The following is a 14,443-nucleotide window of genomic DNA, read 5'->3' as shown; positions in this document are numbered from 1 at the left end:
TGCCCGGCGAGCTCGTCCGCGACCAGGTCATGGTCGCGTCCGATGTGGTCAAGACCTACGGTGCCGGTGACGGCGCGGTGACCGCGCTGCGCGGTGTCTCGGCGGCGTTCACCCGGGGCCAGTTCACCGCGATCATGGGTCCGTCCGGGTCGGGCAAGTCGACGTTCCTGCACTGCCTTGCCGGGCTGGACACCGTCACCTCCGGCACGGTCGTGATCGGCGAGGTCGACATCACCAAGCTGTCGCGGACGGGGCTGACCCGGCTGCGCCGCGACCGGATGGGTTTCGTCTTCCAGTCGTTCAACCTGCTGCCGATGCTGACCGCCGAGGAGAACATCCGGCTCACCGGAAGGCTGGCGGGCCGCCGCGCGGACCGGCGGTGGTTCGACACGATCGTGGACGCCCTCGGCCTGCGCGAGCGGCTGCACCACCGGCCCGCCGAGATGTCCGGCGGGCAGCAGCAGCGGGTGGCCGTGGCGCGTGCGCTGCTGACCCGGCCGGAGGTGCTGTTCGCCGACGAGCCGACCGGCAACCTGGACTCCCGTTCCGGCGCCGAGGTGCTGGGGTTCCTGCGCTCGGCCGTCGACTCCTACCGGCAGACGGTGATCATGGTGACGCACGACCCGGTGGCCGCCGCGCACGCCGACCGGGTGCTGTTCCTGGCCGACGGAAACATCGTCGACGAGCTGGCCGCCCCGACCATCGACGCCGTGCACGCCCGCATGCGCGCGATGGAGGGCTGAGCCGTGTGGCTGATCGCGCGCCGCTCGTTCGCCGAGGGCTGGATGCGGCTGGCCGCCACGCTGCTGGCCGCGCTCGGCTCCATCGCGCTGATCGCGGGCTCGCTGCAGTTCGCGCTGCGCGCGCAGGAGGCGGTGTCGGGCAGCGACGCCAGCGAGTACTTCCGCGCGGACGTGCTCGTGCAGGGCGGGACGGTGGATGCGGACGACCCGTACGCGCCGCCGGACGGCCGGATCCGCCTGGACCAGGTCGAGTCCCGGCCGGGAGTGGCGGCGGTCGCAGGGGACGTCGCGGTGGCGGTGACGGCCGCGCGTCTCGACGAGAAGGCGGTCACGGCGTCGGCCGAGGGCCGTACGCTGCTGCGTCCCTGGGTCTCCGACCCACGGCTGAATCCCTACCGGCTGGAGGCGGGGCGCGCCCCCGCCGGCGACGGTGAGGTGGCGGTCGTCCGGCACATGTCACGCGCTGGGAAGCTGCGCGTCGGCGACACGATGACGCTGACGCTGCCCCGCCAGACGCGCCGGGTGCGGATCGCCGGGGTCGTCACCGTCCAGGGCCGCGGCGCGGTGGCCGCCGGCGACCTGGTGCTGGCCCCGCCCGAGACCGTGCGGCGCGCCGCGATGCTGCCCGCGGGCACCTGGCAGAGCGTCTGGGTGAAGGCCGCCCCGGGCGTGCCCGCCGATCGGCTGCGCGGCGAACTGGCCCGCGACCTGGGCGGCGCGGCCACGGTGCGCACCGCGCAGTCCGTACGGCAGGCACAGACCGCCGCCGCGGCGGGCGAGGGCGCCTCGATCGCCGGCATCGTCGGCCTGCTCGCCTCCGTCGCGATCTTCGTCGGCCTGTTCGTGGTGGCCAACACGTTCGGCACGCTGGTACGGCAGCGCACCCGGCGGCTGGCGCTGCTCGGGGCGATCGGCGCCACGCCGCGGCAGATCAAACGGCTGATACGGCTGGAGGCGCTGGTGATGGGCACGGTCGCCTCGGTGGGCGGCGTGGCCGCGGGCTATCCGCTGTCGGCGCTGCTCACCCGGCTGTTCGCGCGGGACGGATTCGACGTCTCGGCCGCCGACGCCCAGTTCGGCTGGGTCGCGTTGGCCGTCCCCGCCGCGGCCGGGATCCTGGTCACCCAGCTGGCCGCCTGGCGGGCGGCGCACCGCGCCGCGGGCGTCTCGCCCGTGCAGGCGTTGCGCAGCACCGTCACCGAACCCCGGGGACGGCGCCGGCCGCGGCTGCTCGCCGCGTCCGCGATCTTCGCCGGTGCGGGCTTCTGGTACGCGGTGGCGGTCGCGGTGCGCGTCGGCGAACCCCCGGGCCCGGACCGCACGTTCGGGGTCGCACTGATGATCACTTTTGGTTCGATGCTGACCGTGACCGGGCTGGCCGTCCTCACCCCGTTCTTCGTCGGGCCGCTGGGCGGGCTGGTGGGCCGCGTCGGGACGTCGGTCGGCGGGGAGACCGGACGGCTGGCGCACGCCACCATCACCCGCAGCCCGCGCCGGGTGTCGTCGGCCGCCTCGTCGCTGATGCTGGGCGTCGCGCTGGTCGCCTCCGTGGCGATGGTCACGCTGTCGGTGCACGACCGGTTCCAGGAGGCGGGACGGCAGGTGATGGCGGCCGAGCACGCGGTCGCCTCGACCGCCAGGACCGCCGAGGGCGGGCCCGCCCCGCTGGCCCGGGACGTGGCGGCCCGGCTGGCGGGCATACCCGGGGTGTCGCGGGCCACCGCCCTCACCCAGACCCAGGTCAAGCTCGTATCGCCGTCGGACCGGAGCGGACCGGACCAAGAGCCGGAGCCGTTCCGCTTCCTCGTCAGTGGCGCCGAGCAGGCCGGGCTGCGCGACGTCCTGCGGCTGGGCGGCCGCCCGCCCGCGCTGCGTCCTGGACAGATCGCGCTGTCGTCGACCGTCATGAAGGAACGGGGGCTCCGGCGCGGTGAGCAGATCGTCGTGCGGGGCGCTCAGGGCCGGGTCACACTGACGGTGGCAGGCGTCTACCACGACCCCTCTCACCTGTTCGCCGAGCAGGCGCTCGTGGCGCCCGCGACGATGGACCGGCTCGACACCAACGCCGCGACCCAGGCGGTCCTGGTGCGGGGCGGCTCCCCGCAAGCCCTGGCGCGCGCCGTGGCCGCAGTGCCGGGCGTGCGGGTCCTCGACCGAGACGCGTACGTGGACGCGGCGTCGGCCTCTCTCACCCGCGCACTGCGGGCGACCTATGGTTTCGTCGGCATGGCGCTGCTGCTCGCGCTGTTCGGAATGGCGACCACGGTGTCGATGAGCGTCGCCGAACGCACCCGGGAATTCGGGCTGCTGGGCGCCGTGGGCGCGACCATGAGGCAGATCCGCTCGATCGTCCGCTGGGAGGCGGCCACCGTGGTCGCCCTCGGCACGCTCCTCGGCCTCGCGATCGCGACCGGCACGCTGGCACTGCTGCACGTGACGACCGGCAGTTCGTTCCTGCGCCCGGATCCGCCGTGGTGGCTGTTCCCGCTGGTGACGGCGGGCGCGGCGGTGGCGACGCTGGCGACGTCGTCGCTGCCCGCACGCCGGGCCGCGGCCGTGCCCGTTCTGGAAGCCGCCAAGGCGGAGTGAGCCACTGAGGATGCTATCCCTCAAGGCGTCGACCAGGACCGACAGCGACGGACGTGCCGTGGCCCGGACCGCCGCTCAGGGAGTGGGCATGGGAACCGCCATCCTGGGCGGCCCCGAACGCGGCGCCCTCGGAAGCATTAGGCGGACGGCCCAGGGGCAGGAATGCGAAACTGGCCGTACCTGACAAAGGATCGGAACCGGGAGGGACATGCGCGCAGAGGTGGAGTGGGTGGACGTACGGGACAGGGTGCCGAGGGACGGAATTCCCGTGGCCGCCGCGATCTCGGGCCGTTATCGCTCCAACGATGCGGACGAGGGCGATCCGTACGCCGGGCAGGAATTCTGGCTGGTGAGGCCGATGTACTACACCACCCTTCACATCGCTGAGGACGGGCGTGAGTACCGCGACTGCTTCGTCGACTCTGACGGTGTCGTCCGCCCGCCCTACGGCCGGAAAGGCACCGACTTGCTCACCGACTCCATCGAGCCGGTCACCCATTGGGCCGAGTTGCCCACTCTGCCGGGCACGACCGTGCACCACATGGTGGGCGAGGAAGCGAAGGCCGCTCGCGAGCACGCCTTGGGTGAAAGGGACGGGCAGCGGTAGCGGCGCGCTTGTGCGACCCGAAGAGTCCGCCGAAGCACGGCGAGTGGCCGACTCAGCAGAAGTAGACGATTAGGTCCAGGGGGCGGACGGGCGTCGAGGCGGACGACGAACCTGAATCACTCCGTCGGCTTACGGGCGACCGCGCAGACTCCCAGATTCGCGATCTCGTCGCCGAACTCCTCCCCGTGGGGACCCAGTTCGGGCCGCCAGAGGTACGGTTCGACCAGGCCCGGCTCGAGAAGTTCGAAGTCGCCGAACAGGGCCGTGATCTCGTCCCTGTCGCGCAGGGTGCCCAGGCCCATCGCCCCTTGGTACGCGGCGGCGACGTCGCGGAGAGCCGGGAGCACATGGCTGATCGTCAGGAAACTGCCGGGGACCATTCGGTCGCGGAGACGGGCCAGCAGTTCAGCGGGCTTGGGGTCGGGCAGGAAGTGGAACAGCGCCAGCGCACTGACGGCGACGGGCCGGCTGAAGTCGAGCGTCCGGGCCGCCTGCTGGATGATGCGGTCGATGTCGACGACGTCCGAGTCGATGTAGTCGGTGACGCCCTCAGGATGGCTGGTCAGCAACGCACGGGCATGGACGAGCACGATGGGGTCGTTGTCGACGTACACGACCCGGGAGTCGGGGGCGATGCTCTGGGCGACCTCGTGCAGGTTGGGTGACGTCGGCAATCCGGTGCCGAGGTCCAGGAACTGCCGGATTCCGTACTCGCGCGCCAGCAGGCCGACAGAGCGCACCAGGAACCTGCGGTTGGCCTGCGCCAGCGGCCGCAACTGCGGGCAGATGTTCAGAACCCGCTGGCCGAACTCGCGGTCGACGCCGAAATGGTCCTTGCCGCCGAGGTAGAAGTCGTAAACCCGCGCGGGGTGCGGCTCGTCGGTACGCAGTTCCGCAGAAGGTGGGATCTCTGTCATGAAGGTCGCTTCCCAGGAGAGCCGGCGCCGTCGCTTGGACAGAAGCGTATCGGTGCCGGGCGGCCGATCGGCCGATGAACGTGCGGGCTGATTCCTGACGTCGGCGAGATTCGGCGAGGGTAATAGGCGGCCGTCGCGGACGAGCCCGGCGGGCACTCCCGCCGAAGACGAGGAAAGACCACGCGCAGTTATGAGGAGTTCGGTTTCCGCGACGTGTTCGTCGAGTCGGCGGTGTCGGCGGCACACACGAGTCCTACGGCGTGCCTGGCCGGTCCGTCGGCGGGCGGCGGCGGGCGCGTCAGTCGGGAGATATCCGGATGACAGCGGCACCCGGCAACCTTGCGGATCAGTCCCCGCCCCCTGGGGGCTGATCGGGCTGCGTTCGCGCCGGTCGGCGCGGTCCCGCGGCCCGGTGCGTCAGCGCTGGACGAAGCGGTGCGAGGCACCGCGAGGAGGACCACACGATGGGTGAATTCGATCTCGACCCGCAGGTCGAGGGAGCGGCCGGGTTCGGCTGGGAGGCGCACTTCCGCACCGCGGCCCAGCAGGCCGGCGGCATCATGATGGCCGCGAGCACCGACTGCGTCTACCCCTGCGACCCGACCGGCCATCCCACTCTCTACAACTGCCCCACCTGCGCCAACACGTGCGGAGGAACCGGCCGTCCCTGCTTCTGCTGATCGCCGTCTCCCCTGGGAGGAAGACTCGTGACGACGGGTGCGGCGGCCCGTGCGCGGAAGCGTTCGCACGGGCCGCGGCATCGGCGGGACATGGTCGCAGGTCCCGATCCCCTGTTCGGACCGGGTCTGCGCATCGCCCACGAGAAGGACAGGGACACGGCGGGCGGCGGGCTGGCCGCTCTCTGGAGGCTTCCCGTGCTCGTCGGCATGACGGCCAGGCTCGGCTGGCGGGCCGACCGGTGGGGGCTGCTCGCGGTGGCAGCCGGTCAGCTGGCGAGCGCGGCGGCCACGACCGTGACCTATCTGACCACCCAGCGCCTGCTCACCGGGATGTTCTCGGCGGGGCCGGCCGGCCGCAAGGTCGAGATGCTGACCTCGGTGCTGGTCGTCATGGTCGTGGCCATGATGGTCAGGGGCCTGTCCGGGGCGCTGACGACCGGCGCGTCGGGGCGGCTGGGCCCGCGCATCTCCCGGTCGGCGCACACCGCCCTCCTGGAGCGGGCGGCCGAGGTGGAGCTGGCCCGGATGGAGGATCCCGCCTTCCACAACCTGCTCCTGGCGGCGCAGCGGGGCGCGGACGCCACGCGCCGGGTGACCGAACGCGTCGTCGGCCTGAGCGGCGGGCTGATGGCGATCGTGGCCGCCGTGGCGGTGCTGGCCACGATGGATGCGCTGCTGGTTCCCCTGCTGCTGCTCACCCTGGTGCCGCAGGCGTGGGGAATGGCGCGGACGGTGGGCGCCCGGCACGCGTCGATCACCCGTTGGATGGAACTGACGCGCCAGCTCGACCAGTTGTCGATGCTGCTGACGCACCGGGAGAGCGCCGAGGAGGTCCGGGTCCATCGGATGGGGCGGTTCCTGCTGCACCATTACCGGCGGCTGGCGATGCACTCGGAGCAAGAGCAGGCGAGGCTGGCCCGGCGCGAGGCCTGCATCAAGATGATCGCCGGCGCCGTCTCGGGCGCGGCCGGTGCGTACGCCTACGGGCTGCTGGCGTTCCTGGTGGCCACCGGCCGGATGTCGTTCGCGGTGGCCGGCACGGCGGCGTTCGCCATCCGGTCCAGCTCGATGAGCCTGACGTCGCTGGTGATGCAGACGCAGACGATCCATGAGGACGCGATGTACATCGCCGACTGGAGGCGGGCGTGCACGCGGGCGGACGAGTCGGCGATCCCTTCTCCGGGCGCGCGGCTGCCGGGGGATCCCGAGGTCATCTCCACCCATCGGCTGTGCTTCACCTATCCGGGGGCGCGCAGGCCGGCGCTGGACGGCGTCGACGTGCGCGTCCGGCGCGGTGAGGTCGTCGCCTTCGTCGGCGAGAACGGCTCCGGCAAGTCGACGCTGGCCAAACTCCTCGCGGGCCTGTACGTGCCGTCCGAGGGCGCCGTGCTGTGGGACGGCGTCCCCACCAACCTGGTCGACCGGCGCGACCTCTTCGACCGGATCTCGCTGGTCTCCCAGGATTTCGTGCAGTGGCCGTTCACCGCCCGGATGAACGTGGCCGTCGGGCGCGCGGACCGGCCGCTCGACGAGCGGCTGCTGCGCCGCGCGGCGGCGGCGATGGGCGCGGAGCCCGTGGTCGCGCGTCTCGACGACGGATGGGACACGCTCCTGGCGCGGGAGTTCTGGGGCGGCACCAACCTGTCCGGCGGGCAGTGGCAGCGGCTCGGCCTGGCGCGGGCCTGGTACCGCGACGCGCCCGTGCTCGTCGTCGACGAGCCGACGTCCGCGCTGGACCCGACCGCCGAAATTGAGATCTTTGATCGGATCATGGAACTGGCCGGACGCGGCCGCACCGTCATCCTCATCACGCACCGGCTCGCCTCGGTGGCACGGGCCGACCGCATCTACGTGCTCGACGGGGGCGTGGTGGTCGAGCAGGGCACCCATGACCGGCTGCTGAGGAGCGACGGCGTGTACGCCGCGATGTACCGCGCCCAGGCCGCACAGTACGAGGCGGCCGGATGAACCCGAATGAGACGGCCGGATGAACACGGTACGAGGTGACCGGATGGAACACGAGAACGTCGAGGACGGCCCGCTCGCCCGGCTGACCGGGCGGGCCGCGGACTTCCGCCGGTCATGGCCCGGGCGGCCAGCGGTCCACCGCTCCGATGCCGCGTGGGCGCGGTCGCTGCTGTCGTTCGACGCGGTCGACGCGGTCGACGCGCTCGTCGCGGAGCGGGCGCTGGCCCCTTCCCGGGTGGCGATGTCGGCCGGTGGGTTCGTCGACGCCCGGAGCTACACCCTCGCCGGCGCCATCGACCCCGTGGGGCTCGGCGACCGGCTGCGGGAGGGGAGCACCTTGCTGATCCAGGGCCTGGACGAGGAGCACGCTCCGCTCATCGCGTTCTGCCGTGCGCTGACCGCCGAGATCGGCCATCCGGTCCAGGCGAACGCCTATCTCACGCCGCCACGGTCGCGTGGGTTCGCCCACCACTGGGACGGGCACTCCGGTTTCCTGATCCAGACCGAGGGCGCCAAGACCTGGCAGATCTTCGAGCCTGCGGTGCCCGACCCGATGACGCCCGGCTCGGTGCGGACCGGTGAGCTGCCCGCCGACTTCGGCGCGCGCACTCCCTTCCTGGAGGTCGAACTGCGCGCCGGGGACGTCCTGTGGTTGCCGCGCGGGTGGATCCACAACGGTGTCACGGCGGGCGAATGGTCCCTGCATGTCACCGTCGGAGTCAGGCAGTTCACTCCGCACTGGTTGCTCGGTCCGCTGCTGCGGGCCGCGTCCGAGGAGCCGGCGCTGCGCGAGGCGCTGCCTCCCCGAGTCGCGCTGGACGACCTCGCCCTGCGCGCCGCGGTGGCACGTTCGCGCGGCGCTCTGGTCGAGTGGCTGAAGGCGCAGAGCGACGAGCGGCTGGCGGAACTGGTGGCACCCGTGCTGCACGGCACTCTCGGTGGGCCCGCACGCCGGCCGGTCAGGACGGCCATGGCTGCCATGCGAGGCGGTGCGGACGGCGGTCGGCCGGAGGCCGTTGAACTGGTTCCGCACGCGGTGCTGTCGGTGCGTGAATCCGGCGATCGTGTCGTCCTGCGGCTCGGGGACGCCGATGTCGAGCTCGACCGCGTCGCATTCGGCGAGGTGGAGCTCGCCCGGAAAGGCGACGGGAGGATGACGCTGCGGCACCTGGCAGGCCGGATCGGTCCCCGGGCCGCGGGAGAGGTCTTCGACCGGCTCCTCCGGTACGGAGTGGCGGTACCCGCCGACCCGCCCTCGGAGTGAGACGACCCGAAGACGCGGCTCGAAGCCGGTCATGCCTCCGGCGCATGACCGGCTTCCCGGACGCCCATGCCGGTGCGCGACGACGGCTCGGCAGGCGCGTCGTCAGGTGTCCCGACTCGCTGCGGAACGCGGGAGGACACCGGCGATGAGCGGGGTGTCGCTGGTGTTCGGCCGGTGGACGTCGGCCCTGGCGAGGAGCTCGGTGGGGTCGGTCTTGGCCGCAGCGGCGGCGATGGCGTTCAGCAGCTCGGTCACCGGGAGGACGCGGTCACCGTGGATCGGCAGCCGCTCCAACCGGGGGATGGCGGCGAGGAGGTCCTCGGCCCATCGCCGTACGATCTCGCGGTGCGACGTGGGGCGGACGGCGATCGACAGGTGCAGCGTTCCTTCGGGACCGGCGAAGGCACGGTGGCCCATGCCCGCGGGAATGTAGAGACCGTCGCCGGGCCGGAGTTCGACGACCTGGTCGGGGGCGCGGTCGGTGCGCAGGGTCTGGCTCTCCTGCCAGGCGGTGCCGTCGGGTATGTCCCACAGGTGCCAGGTCTTCGTGCCCTCGATCTGGAGGGCGAAGACGTCCGCGGAGTCGAAGTGGGCGCCGACGCCGTCGTCACCGGGCGGCGTGTAGAACGCGTAGGTCGCGATGGTCGCGTTGAGGAGGCGGGTGAGCCGGTCGGCGAGCGCGGCCATCGGCGCGTACCAGTCCTCGATGTTGACGAACCGGAGCGTGGCGCCCTGTTCCAGCTGGGCCGCGATGGCGTCGGTGTCGGGGTACCCGGGCATGCTGAGCGCGAGGTATGGGCGGGTGACGGTGAACATGGTGGGAGGCACGCCGCCGCTGGGCGTGTTCAGCTGGAACTGGGGGTAGCGGACGTGCCCGTACCGTATCCAGTCGTCGATGCGCCGGAAGCTGAGCAGCGCCGTGGTGTCGGGTGAGGCGGTGAAGCGCGCCGAGCTTCTCCCCCAGTCGATGCGTTCGTGCTCGGCGGGATCGGCGAATATGTCGGACCAGGCCATCGGGTGATGCTCCTCAGTTCAGCAGTAGTGCGGTGTCCCAGCCGGTGACCGGAGGACGGCCGGTGGCGTAGCAGTGCAGAGCCAGCGCTATGCCCGCGGCGCCTTCCAGGAATCCCGGCCGGTTCTTCCCCATGGACGTGCGGTGGACGTACCGGAATCCGAACGGCTCGTCGGGGTCGAAGCCGTCGAGGATCCGCCCCGCGAACATGTCCGCCGCGGCCCCGTAGTCATGGGGCGCGGTGTCGTCCGACGCGGTGTCGTGGGCCATGCGCAGGAAGATCTGGAGAAGTCCGGCCCAGCCATGGCACAGGGTGTGGTCGCGCACCGCCCCTCCGGCGAGGGCGTGCACTCCGGCCAGCGCGGCGTGCGCCTCGTCCTGCCACCGTCTCTCGCCGAGCGCGGTACCGGCCAGGTAGAGAGCCCGGGCGATGCCCGCCGCCCCGTAGCACCAGACCTCGCGGTACCGCTCGAAGCGATGATCGAGATCGCGGAGGGCGGGCAGGTTGACCGCCATCGGCCAGGTGGGCCCCGCGTCGTCGGCATGGCGCCATCGGTCCAGGAGCGCCACGATGCGTCCCATCGCCTCGTCCTGCCGGTCGACGCGCACGCCCGCCCGCCAGGCGCAGGCGAGCAGAGCGAGCGGCCCGCACACGCCGTGGGCCAGACCGAAGTTGAGATGCCCGCCGCGGTCGACGCGTTCGGCGGTCACGCCGTGCTCGACCCACCAGGCGGGCACGCGCACGCCCTCCACCTCGACCTCGTCGGCCAACGCGACGGCGACCAGCGTGGTGAGCACCTCGCACAGGGCCTCACCGGCGGCGCCGCCCGCGTGCTCGTGCCGTCCCAGCAGGTAGCGCCCGAGACCGGCGGCGCCGGAGATGACGTCGAAACCGTCCCAGTGGCCGATGGGCCTGCCGGCGAGAACCCGGTCGCGGTCGGCGCGTGCACGGGCCCGGATCCAGGCGACGAGGCTCTCGTCCAGTTTCTCCAGCAGCGTCCGGTAGCCTCCGAAGCCGACCGCGGCGGCGTGGGCGGCGAAGGCCAGTGAGCCGGCCCCGACGAACAGGCGGGGTTGCGGCACGGGGGCGGGAGAGGCGAGGGCCGCGGCGAGGTACTCGTGCGCCGTCCCGCGTCGTGCCGGGTCGGCGGCGCCGAGCTCGGCGAACAGCAGGGAGACCGCCGGGTATCCGTCGCTGAGCGCCACCGCGTTCCAGGGCGTCCAGGGGCCTTCCGGGAGCTCCATCGCGTTGTCCGGCGCGTCGGTGATGGCGGCGACCCGGGCGGGGTCGGCCAGGAGGCCGGCGACCGTCTCGACGACCCGCGCGGCGCGTTCGCGTCGGCCGACCGCGTCCGGATCGAGGCTCATGGGTCGAGGGCTCTTCTTCTCGGCGTTCATCAGTTTTTTGTGCGGTCCCTGTGTCGTTCTCGGTCGAGTTCGGCCTGCAGCACACCGCGGGCGATGGCGGTGGCGGCGCCTTCCGCGGAGTGGTCGATTCCGGCGATCCGGTTGTGGTGAAGGTGCAGCACGCTGGAGAACGGACCGGTGACCGTCTCGAGCACGCCCTCCGCCGCCTTCGCGCGGACCAGCCGCCCGTAGGCGGCGACGTGCGGCGCGCGCCGTCGCCAGCCGTCGAGCAGCCGGTCGCCGCCGGGAAGCCGGGCCAGCTCCCCTCCATCGCCCGCCGTCCCGAGAAGGCGCATCGCCTCGCGGCGCCGCTTCTGGAAGGCGGAATGGTGGGCGCCTTTGGGGTAGGCGTCCAGCATCCACTCGCGCCAGCCGTGCCCGTGCAGCCGTGCGGCGAGATCGAGATGGTTCGCCGCGGCCAGCAGTTCCAGCGGCAGGTCCAGCAACCCCTGGGAGCGCAGCACGAGCTGCTCGATCACGCTCACGCTGTCCGCCCAGAAGACCCGTTCGGCGGCTTCGATCAGCTCCGGGCCGCCGTACCGCGCGATCTCGGGGCGGTAGGCGTCCAGGACGACGTCGCGGATCAGGCCGCCGTCCGCGAGCGCGGCGGCCCACCGGTGGACGACGGGCAGGAGGCGGCCGTTCAGCGCGGCCGGCTCTCCGTGGAACCGGACGCGCAGGTGCGGCTCGTCGTCGCGGTACCTCATGAAGAACCAGCGGTCGCAGACGGGCGCGGCCTGTTCGACCAGCGCCGGCAGATGCCGCGTGAGCAGCTCGCCGTGGCGTCCCTCGGCCGCGTGGACCTTCACGTACAGCCATTCGCCGCCGGGCTGGTGCGCGCGCCGCACCGCGATCGGCGTCCGGCCGGCGGACCGGGCCGCCGGTGCGGGAGCGGCCTGGCGCGGCCGGGCCGGGCGGAGCGGGACGACGATCTCGTGGGCGTGGCCGTTGAGCCAGCCGGTGCCGACCGCGCCGCCCAGCGGTTCCTCCTCCAGGACGGCGCCGGGACGTTTGAGCAGTTCGTCGCGCAGCAGGCGCCGTCCGGCGGCGGAGGAGAGGTCCAGCCGGAGCCGGTGGTCCCCGCTCACCGCGTAGACGACGTCGGGCGGCGTCCACCCGGCGCGCCAGCGATCGAAGCACCGCGTCCACTCGTGCGGGCTCAGGCCGGAGTCGGCGAGCCGCGGATCGGGCAGCCAGCGGGCCGGTGCCAGCACGGTCCGCCCGTGGCGCACCCGAGGCAGGTAGGGCAGCCGGTTCGCCAGGCCCCAGTTCCACAGGGGCCATGGACGGGTGCGCTCCTCCCCGATCTCGGCGAGGAGGCGCAGCGCGTTCGGCAGGGTCAGCGTCGGGTTGAGCGCGTGGAACGGCAGCGGGACGACCTCCCTGCCGGTCCGCGTCGCGACGACCTTGAACCGGTCGTAGTCGGCGCTGACCGCCAGGTCGTCGAGCCCGAGCACGTCCGGCCGGGCCCGGTCGGCGAAGACGCCGGCCCGCACGGTCGTCCCGGTGAGCGTGGGCACCTGGGTGACGTTGAGGACGCGGGGCCGCAGCACGATGCTCTGCAGTTGGGCGGCGATCGCGGACGCCCCGTCGGCGGCGCCGTCGGGTGTGCCGCCGCTCCCCCTGTCCTCGTCCGCCGTGATGTCGCGGACGAGTGCGGCGAAGTCGGATCGCAGCCCGGGAAGCAGGTGGAGGAACCGTCCGAACATCGCGCCGGGACGGTTCATCATCGGCGTGGCCAGCGCCAGGTGGAAGTCCCCGTCGCGCAGGTCGTCCTCGGACTCCGCGAGGATCTGGACCGCCGCCTCCACATAGCTCGCGGGCTCCTCGGCCGCTCCCGGGCGGGTGAGCCTGCCGACGAGCTCGTCATCCAGCACGATCTCGCGCGCCCCGTCCGCGGCGGCGCGCTGGGCGAGGGCGCACAGCAGCGCGTCGCGCTCGTTGGGCTCCGCGGCCGGGTGGTGGTCCCGCTTCGGGGCTCCGCCGGGCGGCAGCAGGTAACCGCCGGGGGCCCCGATCCCGAGCTGCGGATCGATCACCTCCTTGACCGGGACCGCGACGTCGACGCCGTAACGCTCGACGAACCGCATCCGGTAGTCGCCGAGCCGGTCGCTGCGTCCGTCCTTGGGCGGGGCCACCCGCCACGCGACCGACGCCGCCCGCTCCAGCTCGGCGACGACGTCGCGCGGCAGCACGATGTCGGCGTTCATTTCCATGTCCACCTGGATCGGGCGGTCGCCCGCCCGCAGGGCGCGCATCATGGCCGTCGCCCGCCGCCAGGCGGCGTGCCCCTCTCCGATCGGCGTGGCCTGGTAGGCGCCGAGGGCGTCCCGGACCTCGGCCAGGGCCGCCCGCCCGGGGTGTTCGGGCAGGGCCGCCATGACGCCGAGCACATGGTCCACGGGGTCTTCGGCGTCGGCCGGCGGCCGCAGGTCGGTGAGCAGGAACTCCCCCTCGACCAGGGCGGCGACCATCCGTTCGATCACGGACCTGTCGACGTCCCCGAACTCCGCGGCCAGCCGGGAGACGAGGTCGGGGTGGCGGACGGGGGTCCGGGCGGCGGCCATGGCCAGGCGCACGGCCCGCGTGTGACGGATCGTGCGTTCCCTGTCGTCGGGCGCCCAGTCCTCGTCGGGGTCCCGTCCGCCGGAATCCAGCATGTAGGGCAGGACGAGCCTGTCGCCGCGCACCCCGCACAGGTCGTTGGCGACCAGCCGCAGCCGCGAGAGGACGGCCGGTTCCGTCTCCCAGCCCCGGACCACGCCGGTCAGCCATCCCATGTCGGCGCGGACCCGCCTGCGATGGCGGCCCTCCATCCGCACCTTGGGCTCGTCCTCCACGTGGACCGCGGCGACACCGGCCATCAGCCCGAAGGGGGTCGCGCGGGACGTCATCCGGGACAGGTAGCGGGCGGCGGAGATCGCGGCCCGCCGCAGCCTGGGAGGTTCGACCGGCACGCCGGACGCCACCTTCTCCAGGATCGCGTCCAGAGGCCCGCTGGACACCGCGATCGCCTCCCGGACGACCGGATCGGCGGCCAGTCGCCGGAGGAAGTCCCGCGTCTCCTCTGTGGAGTCCAGGTCTCCGGGCGGTCGCGGGACCGGATACTCCGCCGGCAGCAGCGGCAGCCGCGCTATGCCGAAATCCGCCGCACGGAACGCTACGTCGCGCACTACGGAGTCCACCTCTCTCGCATGGTCGGCGTTGCGCAAGACTGCCCGCGCCCGGTCTCTTCTCGCTGTCGTCCGGGTAACGC

General features: G+C 72.9%; 10 protein-coding genes. 6 read left to right on the top strand and 4 right to left on the bottom strand.

Going from position 1 to position 14,443, the window contains the following annotated elements; all coding sequences use genetic code 11:
• Nucleotides 1–29: 29 nt before the first annotated feature.
• The 3 genes from ABZ801_RS11825 to ABZ801_RS11815 all read left to right on the top strand — a co-directional run bounded on the left by ABZ801_RS11825 (nt 30) and on the right by ABZ801_RS11815 (nt 3,939).
• Entirely contained in the window at nt 30–743 is a 714-nt protein-coding gene (locus ABZ801_RS11825) for an ABC transporter ATP-binding protein (RefSeq protein WP_360697106.1), read from the top strand.
• Nucleotides 744–746: 3 nt separating this feature from the next.
• A complete protein-coding gene (locus ABZ801_RS11820; protein ID WP_360696232.1) occupies nt 747–3,332 on the top strand; it encodes an FtsX-like permease family protein in 2,586 nt (861 codons plus the stop codon).
• Nucleotides 3,333–3,540: 208 nt separating this feature from the next.
• Nucleotides 3,541–3,939, top strand: coding sequence for an AQJ64_40280 family protein (locus tag ABZ801_RS11815; protein WP_344955963.1), 399 nt, complete (start codon nt 3,541–3,543; stop codon nt 3,937–3,939).
• A 116-nt stretch (nt 3,940–4,055) separates the two neighbouring features.
• Here ABZ801_RS11815 and ABZ801_RS11810 read toward each other — a convergent pair whose 3' ends face one another.
• Nucleotides 4,056–4,856, bottom strand: a complete 801-nt coding sequence (locus ABZ801_RS11810) for an SAM-dependent methyltransferase (protein ID WP_360696228.1) — start codon at nt 4,854–4,856, stop codon at nt 4,056–4,058.
• Between the two features lie 464 nt (nt 4,857–5,320).
• Here ABZ801_RS11810 and ABZ801_RS11805 point away from each other — a divergent pair, with 464 nt between their 5' ends.
• From ABZ801_RS11805 to ABZ801_RS11795, 3 genes are all read left to right on the top strand, one after another.
• Nucleotides 5,321–5,536 (top strand): hypothetical protein, encoded by a 216-nt coding sequence (locus ABZ801_RS11805; RefSeq protein ID WP_344955958.1) that lies wholly within the window; start codon nt 5,321–5,323, stop codon nt 5,534–5,536.
• Between the two features lie 90 nt (nt 5,537–5,626).
• Nucleotides 5,627–7,504 (top strand): ABC transporter ATP-binding protein, encoded by a 1,878-nt coding sequence (locus tag ABZ801_RS11800; protein WP_360696224.1) that lies wholly within the window; start codon nt 5,627–5,629, stop codon nt 7,502–7,504.
• A 43-nt stretch (nt 7,505–7,547) separates the two neighbouring features.
• Entirely contained in the window at nt 7,548–8,768 is a 1,221-nt protein-coding gene (locus ABZ801_RS11795) for a cupin domain-containing protein (RefSeq protein ID WP_360696221.1), read from the top strand.
• Between the two features lie 102 nt (nt 8,769–8,870).
• Here the strand turns inward: ABZ801_RS11795 and ABZ801_RS11790 are convergent, their stop codons facing one another.
• From ABZ801_RS11790 to ABZ801_RS11780, 3 genes are read right to left on the bottom strand one after another with little or no spacing between them, the layout of a single operon-like run.
• On the bottom strand, nt 8,871–9,782 hold the full coding sequence (locus ABZ801_RS11790; RefSeq protein WP_360696218.1) for a cupin domain-containing protein: 912 nt from the start codon (nt 9,780–9,782) through the stop codon (nt 8,871–8,873).
• A gap of 13 nt (nt 9,783–9,795) precedes the next feature.
• Complete coding sequence (locus ABZ801_RS11785) at nt 9,796–11,148, bottom strand: lanthionine synthetase C family protein (protein ID WP_360696215.1); 1,353 nt, start codon at nt 11,146–11,148, stop codon at nt 9,796–9,798.
• 29 nt (nt 11,149–11,177) lie between these two features.
• Nucleotides 11,178–14,360 carry a lantibiotic dehydratase gene (locus ABZ801_RS11780; RefSeq protein ID WP_360696212.1) on the bottom strand — a complete coding sequence of 1,061 codons (3,183 nt, stop codon included), beginning with the start codon at nt 14,358–14,360 and terminating at the stop codon, nt 11,178–11,180.
• Between the last annotated feature and the right edge of the window lie 83 nt (nt 14,361–14,443).

Origin of the sequence: Actinomadura sp. NPDC047616 (genome assembly GCF_040642915.1) — a bacterium.
In the GTDB taxonomy this organism is placed as follows: domain Bacteria; phylum Actinomycetota; class Actinomycetes; order Streptosporangiales; family Streptosporangiaceae; genus Spirillospora; species Spirillospora miaoliensis.
This window is presented reverse-complemented; position numbering and strand designations above follow the sequence as displayed.